At 28.1% G+C, this 14109-nt stretch carries 13 protein-coding genes; all 13 read right to left on the bottom strand.

Translation table 11 applies throughout. The annotated features are described in order from the left end of the window. Positions 1-314: 314 nt before the first annotated feature. On the bottom strand, positions 315-1661 hold the full coding sequence (locus tag I4U66_RS13170; RefSeq protein WP_092927479.1) for an APC family permease: 1347 nt from the start codon (positions 1659-1661) through the stop codon (positions 315-317). Positions 1662-2439: 778 nt separating this feature from the next. Next, a complete protein-coding gene (locus I4U66_RS13160) occupies positions 2440-2784 on the bottom strand; it encodes a PqqD family protein (protein WP_092925963.1) in 345 nt (114 codons plus the stop codon). Continuing rightward, a complete protein-coding gene (locus I4U66_RS13155; RefSeq protein ID WP_092925965.1) occupies positions 2774-4705 on the bottom strand; it encodes an OPT family oligopeptide transporter in 1932 nt (643 codons plus the stop codon). The genes I4U66_RS13160 and I4U66_RS13155 overlap by 11 nt, the downstream gene beginning before the upstream one ends. 472 nt (positions 4706-5177) lie before the next feature. Next, positions 5178-5909 (bottom strand): DUF4184 family protein, encoded by a 732-nt coding sequence (locus I4U66_RS13150; protein ID WP_092925967.1) that lies wholly within the window; start codon positions 5907-5909, stop codon positions 5178-5180. 216 nt (positions 5910-6125) lie between these two features. Then, the gene (locus tag I4U66_RS13145; protein ID WP_092925969.1) at positions 6126-6674 is read right to left on the bottom strand and encodes a BMC domain-containing protein; all 549 of its coding nucleotides are present in this window, start codon (positions 6672-6674) and stop codon (positions 6126-6128) included. Positions 6675-6780: 106 nt separating this feature from the next. Further along, complete coding sequence (locus tag I4U66_RS13140; RefSeq protein ID WP_092925971.1) at positions 6781-7701, bottom strand: hypothetical protein; 921 nt, start codon at positions 7699-7701, stop codon at positions 6781-6783. A 21-nt stretch (positions 7702-7722) separates the two neighbouring features. Further along, a complete protein-coding gene (locus tag I4U66_RS13135) occupies positions 7723-9048 on the bottom strand; it encodes a 4Fe-4S dicluster domain-containing protein (RefSeq protein WP_195929193.1) in 1326 nt (441 codons plus the stop codon). Positions 9049-9059: 11 nt separating this feature from the next. After that, positions 9060-10454, bottom strand: coding sequence for an aldehyde dehydrogenase family protein (locus I4U66_RS13130; RefSeq protein WP_195929191.1), 1395 nt, complete (start codon positions 10452-10454; stop codon positions 9060-9062). A 24-nt stretch (positions 10455-10478) separates the two neighbouring features. Further along, positions 10479-11486 carry a cob(I)yrinic acid a,c-diamide adenosyltransferase gene (locus tag I4U66_RS13125; protein WP_092925977.1) on the bottom strand — a complete coding sequence of 336 codons (1008 nt, stop codon included), beginning with the start codon at positions 11484-11486 and terminating at the stop codon, positions 10479-10481. Positions 11487-11496: 10 nt separating this feature from the next. Then, positions 11497-11763 carry a EutN/CcmL family microcompartment protein gene (locus tag I4U66_RS13120; RefSeq protein ID WP_092925979.1) on the bottom strand — a complete coding sequence of 89 codons (267 nt, stop codon included), beginning with the start codon at positions 11761-11763 and terminating at the stop codon, positions 11497-11499. Positions 11764-11778: 15 nt separating this feature from the next. Next, complete coding sequence (locus tag I4U66_RS13115) at positions 11779-12624, bottom strand: flavoprotein (RefSeq protein ID WP_176698683.1); 846 nt, start codon at positions 12622-12624, stop codon at positions 11779-11781. Positions 12625-12635: 11 nt separating this feature from the next. Next, the gene (gene eutJ, locus I4U66_RS13110) at positions 12636-13457 is read right to left on the bottom strand and encodes an ethanolamine utilization protein EutJ (RefSeq protein WP_092925983.1); all 822 of its coding nucleotides are present in this window, start codon (positions 13455-13457) and stop codon (positions 12636-12638) included. A 4-nt stretch (positions 13458-13461) separates the two neighbouring features. Continuing rightward, a complete protein-coding gene (locus I4U66_RS13105) occupies positions 13462-14109 on the bottom strand; it encodes a phosphate propanoyltransferase (protein ID WP_092925985.1) in 648 nt (215 codons plus the stop codon).

Here is a 14109-nt window from a genome sequence, read left to right as displayed (position 1 = left end):
TTTATATTTTTATTTATTATATAAATTTTCTGTTATTTTTTATATTTCAGCTATTTAGCCAAATTAACTTTGTATACTTAAATTTAAATATGAATTTTTTTCTTTACAAAGATAATCTATTTAATCTTGTAATTATTTTTTTCAATAAAAAATCTTTTTGAAAAAAACTTAGTTTTTTTGTTTTTTGTGCAAACATTTTCTTGAAGTTGATTTCAATAATTTAGACAAAAAAAATAGAACTTCTAAAGTTCTATTTTTTTACTTTGTGTATTTTAAGTTTTCTATTATTTTTGTGTGTTTTTATTCGTAATTTATTATGCTGCCCTTTTTATATCTTTTTCCTTTTGATTCTTCTTCATCATATAATTATATATAGGCAAACCTATAAGAGTTACTACAACTCCTCCTAATGACATCATTGTATTTTTAGGTCCTGCAAATAATAATTGGTTTATTACTACAAATAATCCACCAGCTATTGCTATTAAAGGTATTACCGGATAAAACGGAACTTTATATGGTCTATGTAAGTTTGGCATAGTTTTTCTCATTTTTATAACTCCTACAAACGTTAACACATAAAATGACCAGATAGCAAACATTGATAAGTCACTTAGTAAGTTAAATTGTCCAGATAATGCATAAAGCGCTGATAAAGAAGCCATCACCATAGTTGCATTTGCTGGTACATCATATTTATTTAATTTACCTAAAAATTCAGGTAATGTTTTTTGTTGTCCTAATGTGTATATTATTCTAGGTCCTGTAAGTAGATATCCATTTATACATCCAAATACAGATATTAATATACCCATAGTTATTATTTTACCACCAATAGGTCCAAATATTTCTGTTGCAACAGCAGATGCTGGTGATGCATATTTAGCTAATTCACTTGCTGGAAGTACCCAAAGATACGCTAAGTTTATTACTACATAAACCGCCATAACTAAAGATAATCCACCTATTATTGCCTTTGGTAAATCTTTTCCCGGATCTTTCATTTCCCCCGCTAAAGTACCGACATTTATCCATCCATCATAAGCAAATAATATAGCAACTAATAATTGTCCTATTACACTAGTTGCACTTATTCCCTCTCCTACTAATGGAGTAGTTATTGAATTATTCCCTGATCCACTTATAAATCCAAATACCATTATAAGTACTAAAGGTATTAATTTACACACTGTAGATATTGTTTGTATTGCTCCACTAGTTTTAGAACCTAATGTATTAAGTCCACCAACTAATAATATTACCCCAACTGTCATAGGTATTACTAAATTTTCATTTCCAAGGAGTATCGCTGATTGTTGCCCAAACATAACTGATATTGCAGCTATTGTTGCTGGGAAAAATAATACTGATTGCATCCATCCTGTTAAAAATCCTAATTTTTCACCATATATTTCTTCTATATATACCATCATACCGCCTGTTTTTGGTATAGCAGCTGAAACCTCTGCTGCAGTAAGACCTGCTGTTATTGTCATGATACCTGCTATTACCCAAGCTATCATTCCAAGTCCTGGCTCTCCACCAGTTAATTCATACACTGCTTGAGGCTTAAAAAATACTCCCCCACCTATAACCATACCAACTACTGTTGATAAAGCTGCAGCTGCCCCAAGATTTTTTTGAAGTTGCTTATCTTGCATATTCATATTCCTTTCTTCACCAAGTTTTGTCATAAGTTGTCGCATTTATAATTATAATATAAGTATAATTTTTTTCAATACAAAAATTTTTAATTTTAAAAAGTTTCAATTTCTAACTTTTTAAAATTCAAACTATCATTTTTCCTCAATTTGATTCATTATTTCCTCAAAAAAATCCACCTAATTTTATAGGTAGATTTTCTAATAATTTTATTTTCCTGTTATATGTTCTATTGTAATTCTTATTACATTAGTGACATTTTTTCATTTAAAATATATTCTATTTCTTCTTTAAAAAAGTCTTTGCTATACTTTTCTATTAATTTTATAAGTGCCCTTCTCCTTCCTTACCGTCTACTTTACATGCTATACCAAATCCTATTACTCTTTCATAATTTGTAGAAAATTTACTTGGCAAAATATTTGTATATCCCACTACACTAAAATATACTTTTCATTGATTTTTATATTTTCTATCTTATGACCACTCTTAGCACTATGTAAATATATAAAATTATTATGATAAATATATCTTAAATGAAGACTATATGGATACCCATTCTCACTTATAATTGCTAGTGTCATATACTCCCCTTTGTCTAGTATTTTTTATTCGATCTACATCTAATTTTCTTTTTGTTTTCTCATTGATTTAAACAGCTTTTCCTCCATGTATATTTACTATTATTTTTATAAATTTTAGCATACCTTAGCCTTAGTAGTAAAAATTTCAATAAAAATAGGATATCTAAAAGATATCCTATTTTTATTGAAATTTTTAATTATTAATTTTTTCAATGTAATTACAGTTTGCATCTATATGATTTAAAAAAATAAGTAATCTTTCATATAGAGGATGTGATTTTTCTCCATACTTTAATTCTAGCTCTTTACCAATTTCTTTTACAGTTTTTTTCCCGTCAATATTAGAAAATACAAAGCTGCCATATTCATCTAGTTCAGTCTTTTTATACATTGGAATTTTAAACTTTAATTTTCTAAAAAACTGTTGAATTTTATGATCTTGTTTTTCAAGTATCGTTACAACACCTTCATTTACTTCATAATCTATTTTATCATTTATTTTAAATACAATATTTAAAATATCTTCATTAGTTTTCATTGTTTTTTACCTTAGAGCTTACAATTGGCCATGTAGTAAGTACAACTAATACTAAAAGAAGTATAATAGCCATCATATTTGAAGCTGCAAACCCACTAGGACCAGCACCTTTTATAACACCTGTTACTTGTAATATTATACCGACTAATCCTATTATAGAACCACCAGCAACAAGCCCTGATGATAAACTTATACCATTAGCAACTTTGACCTCTTTTTCTTTATCACTTCTTGAAGTTTTTTCAACAAATACACGTATTAAAGCTCCTACTAATATTATAGAAGTTGTTGCAATTGGTAAGTAAAATCCTATAGCAACTGTCATTATAGGTAGATTTAAGAAGTATAAAACTATAGCCATAACTACACCAACTATTACCATAACCCAAGGTAATTGACCAGACATAATTCCTGATGTTAATGTTGATATTAAGTTAGCTTGAGGTAATGCAAATGGAGGATTATCTCCTGTTACTACTAATTGATTTGCAAGTAGTAATGTAGTTCCTACAACTACTATTACACCTACTATACCAGCTATTGCAAAATATTTTTGCATTTCATTTTTGCTACCACCTATTATATAAGTTACCTTTTGAGATTGGCTATATCCTCCAGCTATAGATATAGAAACAACTATAAATGTACCAAATAATAATAGTGATTTATTATCTGCTAAATCAGTCCATCCCATTATAACAAATACTAATGTCGCTATAACTAAAGATGCTATTGTCATACCAGATACAGGAAGATTTGATGTACCTATAGTCCCTGTTAAACGTCCAGCAACTATAACAAATAATCCTGCTAATAATAAAGATACTACTACACCAATAATTGTCATTACTATACCATTTGATATAAAGAATGCTCCTACAACTGCTGCTACAATTCCGCCTAATAGTATAATACTTTGTAATGCGCTACCATCTTCACCGTCAACAGATGTTGATGATTTTGCTTTCATAGTTTCTTTTACAGATGCTATTATAGTTGGTATTAATTTAACTGCACCTATTATACCTCCACAAAGCATCATACCAGCCCCTATGTATTTTACATAGTTACCAGCTATATCATTTACACCCATTTGGTTTATCGCCATTGTAGGATCATTCCATACCTTAGCACCTTCTCTTGCCATATCAGTAAAGTATCCTATTAGAGGCATAATACCAAAATGAGATAATAAAGAACCTGCAAACATTGTAAGTGCAACTTCAAGTCCTACTATAAATCCTATCCCTAAAAGAAGAGGATTAACTTCTACTTCAAATTTACATTTATAAAACTTATTTCCAATAAAGCTTATAACATTATTGGCTACGTTTAAAAATGAACCTGTTAATACAGTTATAAGTCCACTTATACCAAATCCCATACCCATATACTTCATTGAATCTCCACCAGCATCTGAAGCAACTAATGTTTCAGATATAGCCATTGATTCTGGGTACATAAGCTTACCATGTTCTTCAATTATTAAATAATTGTACACAAGTGATGCAATTCCAATACCAAATAAAACTCCACCTACTCCAACTATAAATCCTTCTAAAAATGTAACTTGACTACCTATTAATAAAATAGCAGGTAATACGAAAATCATACCACTTGCAACTGATTCACCACCACTTGCCATACCTTGTACAATATTTTTACCAAGAATACCTTTTCCTTTTGCGAATGCTGCTATAAACGCTGAACCTATAATAGAACCTGGAATACCTGCGGCAACTGTAAGACCAGCTTTCATTCCTGAATATGCTGTTGATGCTGCAAATATTACGGCTAAAATAATACCTATTATCAGTACTGCCATATTTGCACCAGTCTTCGATTTGTCTGTTATGTAAGGAACATAGTCTTTACCTGATACTCCTCCATAAGCACCTTTAGATAATTTTTTATTATCCATTGAGATTCACCTTCCCTTTATTTAATTTTCTTTATTATATCATACTATTTCGAATTCTAACTTTTTTACGCAATTTTAATTTAATTATGAACATTTATAATTTTTACTATATTTTACCTATTAAGTATTTTGTATAACAGCTCTCTTAAGTTAGATATTATTATATGGTTATTTTGCACTATTTTTCAATATATATTAGTCTATATTATTAATTTAAATATAAACTATATTATTTCCCATATATCAACTTTATTTTAACAATTTACATATACGCAATGATTAGATTAAAAGCATATAGATATGAACTGTGTTTTTTCCCATCATAGTCTTTGATATTATGAGAATATATAAAGAGCTTGGTAGGTAAGTTATAACGATTAGTTCTAATTTTCATAAAGAGAGGATTTTTGTAGATTTTTTGGTATAGTGCATAAATATCTATGCACTATATTTTTCTATTTATAAAAATTTATTAAATTTTATTTTTGTCTAATAGAAAGCCAGTTATTGAATAAGATATAAATAAGGAATTGATAAATGTTACAACCAATCTACCAATACCTATAAAAGCACCTGTTTTAACAAAAATAAATATGGAAACAATCATAGTAATTATGAATACTAATACAAGACTTAAGTATATCTTAAATTTGTTTATCTTAAGATAAAAAATATTTTTACCTTTAATAGTATAAAGATATATAAATATAACTAAAAAGCCTATCATTGTACTACCATGTTGGATTATTTTATAAATTGGAATAGACATATTAAATATATTAATGCTATCTCTTAAAAAAGCTATATTGTTAACAAAAAATCCACTAATATGAGTAAAACTATCCCAAAGTACATGAGTTATCATACCTATTAAACATGATATTACAAACTTTAATATTTCTTTTTTATTAGATAATGTGTTTTTTAATTTAGTAAGGTGTATATATTTATTTGATATAAAATTAGGCATACTTAATATAAGTGCTTTTTGTATATATTTGTAAAATACATAATTTATTAAAAAGCACATTGGAAGATTAAAAAAGAAAAATCCTAAAAATTCATGACCTATATTGCTACTTGGACTAAATAGTACAAAGTATATAAAATCAGGTGCCATAGATCCTAGTATTAATCCACTAAAATTAAAGTACTTATTTTTAAATGGAATTACTATAGCAGGATGAGAAAATGTAAATGGCATATTATAAATTCCTTTCTAATATTAATTAAAAAAATATTATATCATAAATTAATATTAGAAATACATATAGTTATTTTTTTATATATTTTATTATATCTATAAAAATTCTAGGTAATAAAAGATATATTATTTTAATATGTTTCTATAATTCACTTAATAATACAAAAAAATCTAACCTATAAAATCAAGTTAGACTTTTTGTTAATTATTTTTACTCTACATTAATTTATTTATTAAATCTCTATGTGGAGATGCTATAGAAGATGTACTTGTTATCTCCCCACTTTCTTGTAATTCATTTGTACAAGATTTTATAGCAGAATTTATAGATGCTATATCTCCACACATTACTATAAATCCCTTTCCACCAAGGCCTCTTGCAAGTCTTATTTCTATTAATTCAATATTAGATGATTTAAGAGCTATATCTCCAGCTTTTATAGCTGTTAGTGCTGATATTGTTTCTATACATCCAATAGATTTAATATTTACTGGTTCTATAGTACCTGTTAAGGCTGGTATTACATCTTCATGTATATTATTTATCACATGACTTTCAATTAAAAATATTCCTGCTTTATCTTTACCTGCTTTTATAGCATTTTCTACTGAACCTACGTTCCCACTCACTATTATCACATATTTTCCCGGACAAATTGGATTAGCTAATATTAATTCTACATTTGCTGTTTTTAGCATTGTATCTGCAACTTCTATCCCTATGGGAATACTTTTTAATTCCACAAGTCCAATTGATTTTTTCATATTGTGTCCCCCTAATTCTTATCATGTTTGCTAATATGTTTTATCTAAATTATATTTATCTATAATTCAAATATGTAAAATTTTAAAAATTATTGTTTAGTTTTAATTAAAATATGAAGTTTATTATAAATGTACATATAAATATTGAGAATGCCGGTGGATCTATATGAGAGTCACAATTACTATTAAGTGTATTAGCTCCGAAATCTCCAATTAAACAACTTATAATTCCAAACAATACTCCAAATATGGGATTTCCTGAAACAACAGCTGCAAGTGCTGATATTAATGTTATATGATGTGTTGCTGGTGTAGCCGAGCCTGTTTGTGTAAATATTAAAGAAAGTGCACTTATTCCAAAACATAGTGTTGGGAATAATGATATTACCTCTGGAGCTACTTCAAAGGTATTGGAAAGTGATGCTGCCACATAAGAAACTACTATTCCTAATGATGCACCTAATACTATATTATATCCAAGCATTTTTCCGGTAGATAAGTATTTTCTTTTTTTATTTTTATCATATTTACCAAATAGTCCACTATTTCCAAGAGTTAGCCTTGCTATTACACCCAGTGTAAAAACTGTCATACCTGGAGTATCTGTTGGAAGTACTAGAACTGATGCATATAAATAATTTATTAAAAAACCTAATATCCCAAATATCCCACCAACTAACAAAACTTTATAGTCTCCTGTTAGGTTTAAGGATAAACCTATTGATGTTCCACTTTCTACTTCATCACTACCTAAGATTTTTTCTCCAGTTGATGTTACTTTAGATGTACTTGTGCTTCTTTTGTTTGCTGCATATGCTGCTGCTGCAACCCCACCTGCAAATGCTATATGAGGTCCCAAAAAAGAACCAAAAGCTACATTTCCAACAACTAAATCTGATCCACCTGCCATCCCTATAGCTGCACCTGCTATCGCTATCACACCTGTAAGTATAAATGCTGGTAATGCTCCTATTAAAGCTCCAAATGCTCCTCCTCCAAAAGCTGCTACCATTGCAAATATATCCATGTTACTCCTCCTAATAAAAATTTAGCTTTCTATTAATACATACTTATCATTTACTTCTTTTACTAATCCTTCTATACTTGAATGAATTGATGTTCCTAATTTATCTTCTTTTGTAAATGCAATTAGCTGTCCTTTAAGAACTTTATCTCCTTTTTTTACAATAGGTGTTGCACTTATTCCTATATGCTGATTTAAAAGTATTTTTACCTTTGTAAAATTCTTATAAATATTTGTTATTTCTGCGTTTTTATCATACTTCGAAAGATCTAACTTAGATATTAATTTACTTACTGGATATCTTTTATATTCTCTAAATGGATGTACATCTATTGGTGTATTGTTATTATCGTTTTTTATATTTTTTGCTGACATTTGTTTTTTTAGATTTGAATGTAATTTCCAAGGTTGTAAATTCATAATACAAGCATATTCACATAACCTACATTCACAGCATAAAAATGCTGTTGTTAAACTAGATTTGGTATCGCAAATACTTGAATAACTTGCTATTCTTATTAGTTTATGTGGATTTATATTATGACCCAATAAATTTCTAGGGCATATTTCACTACATAAACTACAATGCATACAAGAAGTTTTAGCTTCTTTTAATGTTTGAGATATATTTTTATTTATAGATTTAACTAGACTATGTTCTTTAGGTAATACTATAAGACCTTTAGTTGTTTTTGTAATTACATCATCTAATGAAACTATTTTACCCATCATAGGTCCACCATTTATAACAACAAATTCATCTAAATTACTCCCTCCTGCTAAATCTATAACTTCTTTTATGGATATACCTATAGGAACATTAACTGTTATTTTTTCTTTAACATCTCCAGTTACAGTTACATATTTATTAGTAACTTTTAAATCATTGTAATAAGCTTCATATATATTTAATAAAGTCTCTACGTTTAATACTACAGCTCCTACACTAAGTGGAATTGAACCTTCTGGTATTATTTTTTTAATAGTTTCATACACTAATACCTGTTCATCTCCTGCTGGATAAAAATTAGGCATTTTATGCATTTTTATATTTTCATACTCATTAATTATAGTTTCTATATTTTCTATGGCTTTTTTATACTTAGATTTTAATCCAATTATTGCAACTTTAGCGCCAATATATTTTTTAACTAAATCTATAGCGTCTAAAAGTTTTCTAGATTCTTTAGCCATAAGTTGTTGGTCTACTCTTAAAAGAGGTTCACATTCAGCACCATTTATTATTAGATAATCTGCCTTTGCATTTAATTTTACATAAGTTGGAAATCCAGCTCCACCAGCACCTACTATACCAGCGTCTTTAATAATGCTTGTTAAATCTTTTTCCATAGTCTCACCTCTTATCTGATATCAAATCCATCTACAAGTACACATCTTCTTTTTCTAGCAAAAGTTTTAGCACTTGTTAAACCTTCTCCTGTTGGTCCAGCTATTGTAAATGTTGTATATCCTTCTCCACCTACACCTATACCAGAATATGATGGTCCATTTTTAACAAATATAGTGGTTTGAATTAATTTAGCCATCTTACTTAATTTATCAATATTTTTAGAATGCATTATAGCTGTATGTCTATTTCCATGTTCAACTTCTATAGATAGTTCTATAGCTTCGTCAACATCTTTAACTCTAACTATTGGAAGTATTGGCATCATTAATTCTTCTATAACAAATGGGTGATTTTTATCTGTTTCCATTATTATTACTTTTATATCATCCTCAACTTGTATTCCTATCTTATCTAATAAATATCTTGCACTTTTTCCAACACATTCAGTATTTAATTTTAAATCCTTAGATAAAACTAAGTTTTGTAAGTTATTTAAAGTTTCCTTATCTTTTATTTCATATGCCCCATTTTTTTTCATATTGAATATTAAATAGTCAGTAATTTCATCTACTGCTATAACTTCTTTTTCTGCTATGCATGGAAGATTGTTATCAAAGCTACATCCATCAACTATATCTTTTGCTGCTTTTTCTATATCTGCAGTTTCATCAACTACTGCTGGAGGATTTCCAGCCCCTGCTCCTATCGCTTTTTTTCCAGTAGATAATACTGATTTCACAACGCCCGGCCCTCCAGTTGCTACTAGCAATTTAACTTTTTCATGGTTCATCATTATATTTGCATTTTCTATTGTAGGATTTTTTACCGTTACCACTAAATTATCTGGGGCTTTAGCTTCTTTTAATGCTTTATTTATAAGTTTTATGATGAATAAAGATACTTCTTTAGCTCTTGGGTGAGGACTAAAAACAATTGAATTTCCTGCTGCTAACATTCCTATAGTATTACAAAGAATGGTTTCTGTTGGGTTTGTTGTAGGTGTTATAGACCCTATTACTCCATATGGAGAAAGTTCTACTAAAGTAAGACCTTTATCACCTGTATAAGCATCTGTTTTTAAATCTTCTACACCTGGTGTTTTCTCTAGTACTAATCTATTTTTCAAAAGTTTATGGCTGTAATTTCCCATACCAGTTTCTTCAACTGTCATTTTGCATATTTTTTTTAAATTTTCTTCTTTATAAAATTCATTTTTTATAGCTTTTATGTATTTATCTCTATCACTTAGGCTATGCTTTAAGTACTTTCTCTGAGCTATGAATGATGCTTCTATAGCATCGTTCATACTTTCAAATATTCCATATTCACACTCTTTTAAAGAATTTGCATTATTTAATTCACTTATAACCTTTTTTACTATTTCCTCAACATTTAACGCACTCATTATTATCCCCCCATTACATTTTGCTTAATTGCTTTTCATTTTCATCATTTGTATTGAGTATAAAGCTATCTCCATATCTTCTTCTACACTGCCGCCACTTACCCCTATAGCTCCAACTATTTTTTTATTGTTATATATTGGATATCCTCCACCAAAGACAACTATTTTATTGTCATTAGTATTTTGAATACCATAAAGTGCTTCTCCACTTTTACAAAGCTTACCTAGTTTATCAGTTGATATTTTTAAGGCATTTGCAGTATATGCTTTATTCATGCTTATATTTATACTACCAAGTAATGAATCTTCCATTCTATGAAGTAATATAAGATTACCTCCACTATCTACTGCAGAAAAAACTATAGGAACATTTAATTCTTTTGCTTTTCTTTGAGCATAATTAGCCATTTTTATTATATTTTCTAGTTTAAACTCTATACTCTCTTCATTTTCTTTTTCTATATTATTAAATTTTTCTAACTTATCTATAACCTTGCTTTTTATATCATCTATCTTACAATAAGTTTCTTCTAATCTTGCTAAAGCATATAATGTATCCGATAATCTATTTACGTATTTTAGTAATTCATCTCTAATATTACCATTTTCTTTTAATGTAACTATATTTCTTTCTGCTCTTCTTATTATAGTTCTTGCAACATGAATAGATGCTGAAGACTCATTTTTCCCAGGTATTATAAAACTTTTTTGTCTTCCATTTAGCTTACTGCACTCATCTACTATATGTTCTAATTCTTTTATGTCTTCTTCATTTACTGTATATGACAACATAGATAATCCTTTTTCATCACTAGCAAGTTCAGCACCTACTATAAATAATTTTCTTTGTATTTTATTTAGATAACTTTTTATATCTTCATTTTTACTTTGAGAATACGCAACTCCAAGCATTGATATAGCCTCATCTATTGTTCCATAGCATTCTACTTTATAATCATTTTTTGATACTCTTTTACCACCAAACAGACTAGTACTTCCTTTATCACCTGTTTTTGTATATAAATTAGCCATATTATATCACCTAATTATTAACTTCTATACTATCTACTATTCCAACTATTGCACAGTCTATAGGAGAATCAGATGAAAATATCTTTCTTGCAGAGCTCCCTGTTGCAACAATTACAGTCTCTCCAACTCCAGCGCCTACTGAATCTACTACAACATGTGTGTTTCCAACCACTTCTAATTTTTCATTTAATTGCTTTACAAGTAGAAGCTTTGTTCCTATTAATCCTTCATTTTTAGTAGTTGATACTACTGTTCCTACTACACTTCCTAGATACATATTTTTCACCTAGCTTTATATTTTTAATATATTTATATTGTATTTTAATGCCTCATCTTTAGCCGACGGCGTGATTATAGAATCTTGATTTACTTTTATTACTTTATAGTGTTTTAAGTTATATATATCTATTTTTCTTATTATTTTCTTATTTAAGAGTATTTCTTTAATTTCTATATTTTGTTTACTACATATATAATCAATTTCATCATTATTTTTTTTATTAATGTTTAAACTAAAATTATCTTTATATATTTTTACAACTTTTTTTTCTAAATTTACTGATGTAGTTAATATAATGTTGTAATCTTTTAATTTTTTTATATTATTTCTAAGTAAATCTTTATATGAATTGCTCATATTATCTTTAAATATAGATATTCTTTCTTCGTTGTCTGGGCAGCATCCATTAATACTTGCTATTACTTTTTTACCATTAATTAAGGAATAACTTATTATATTAGTGGCTATATTATCATTTATTCCATTTGCAATTTTGCTACAGGTATTAACTGTCAATGTAGGTATCATTATAATAGTATTTTCTTTTACTAGACTTATTATATTTTCATTGTCATCTTCTTTTATAACTTTTTCCACTTTAAAAAATTCTTTTATTAAATTTTCATTAAATACATTTAAAGCTCCATTTGATAATACTATTGTTAATTTAAATCCTCTATCTTGAAGCATTTTAATGCATTTAAATGCATCTTTAAATCCAATACTAGCACCAGTAAATACTACTAACAATTTTTTATTGTAGCTTTCTAGCTTTTCAAATACTTTTTCTACTATATAATCTATAACTACACTTTCTACATTTTCAATAATTATGTTTTCAAGTTTTTTTAAATCCAATTTATCACCTTCTATATATGGCAATTCATTGCTATTCCAAGAGGTGTTACAAGTAATGGTTCTAATGGTTTTACTGTTTCTATTTTTATTTCTTTTTTAAATACTTTTTCAAATTCGCTAAAGCAACAAGCACCACCGACTACATAGATAGTGTCTATATTGTAATCTTTTACATACTTTTTAACTATAGATGCCATTTTTTCAATGACAGGCTTTACTATTATAAACGTATCTTTTTCATACTTTTTCTCTTTTTTTATAACTTCTGCTTCTTCAAAAGGTATTTTATTGAACCCTGCAAGAACTAGTGTCATATGAGTTCCGCCTGTTGCTTCATCAGCTGTAAACACGACTTCGCCATTTTTTATTATACTTATCCCAGTAGTTCCTCCACCAACATCAACTACTGCCCCATTGGTTATTTTAAGTACTGTAGCTGCTGCACTTGGCTCATCTATTACATTTAAAACTTCCATATCACAAGATTCTACTACATTACATATAACTTTAGTATTTCCCTCAGTAATTCCTGGAGGGATTGCAGTTGAAGCATAAGTTAGTTCACATCCTATAATTTGTTCTACTTCTTCTTTTAATTTTCTAAGTATAGTAGTTGCACCTATATAATCTACAACTATCCCATCTTTAACTACAGATGAAGCTTTCATAGCTCCAGCTATAGGATTATTATTTTCATCTACAACAGATAAAACTATATTTGCAGTTCCTAAATCTACTCCTACTTTTAGCTTACCGTTATATTTATTGCACTTTTTTTCTTTTATAAGTCTTGAAAACTCTTTTACCTTATTATTGCAGTCATTTAGATTCACATTCTCACCTATTTTCTACAATTTTAACTAAGTCGTTATTTTTTATTAAGCACGAATTAGCTTCATCCATATCTAAATGCATTTCTAGTTCAAAATTTTCATTTACTCTAATTAATACGTTTCCTAGTATAGCTTTTCTAATCCCCGTTATCTCAACATCTACTATATCTTTATCACATAAATTTAATTTTTTAGCATCATTTGGTGACATATGTATATGTCTTAATGCACAAATTACACCTTTTTCTTTGACAACTTTTCCTTTAGGCCCTATAATTTCAATACCAGGAGTATCTTTTAGATTTCCTGATTCTTTTATAGGTGGATTTATACCTAATTTAAAGCCATCCGATACAGAAATTTCAATCTGAGTTTCATTTCTTAAAGGCCCTAAAATTCGAACTTTTGTTAATTCTCCTTTAGAGCCTTTTATAGTTACACATTCATTTGCAGCATACTGACCTGGTTGCTTTAAATCTCTAAATTTACTTAGTGATTTATCTTTGCCAAATAGTATTTTAAAATCTTCTTCACACAAATGTATGTGTCTATTTGAGATACCGATAGGGATTAAAACTTCTTTTTCTTCTTGTAATTTTTGTATTACTATTTTAGTTATTTTTTCTACTAATTCCTTATTGTTAAAATCCAT

The sequence above is a fragment of the Romboutsia sp. D33t1_170424_H2 genome (assembly GCF_015669105.1).
Taxonomy (GTDB): domain Bacteria; phylum Bacillota; class Clostridia; order Peptostreptococcales; family Peptostreptococcaceae; genus Romboutsia_C; species Romboutsia_C hominis.
The sequence above is the reverse complement of the archived record's forward strand: the minus strand, read 5'-3'. Positions and strand labels throughout refer to the sequence as shown.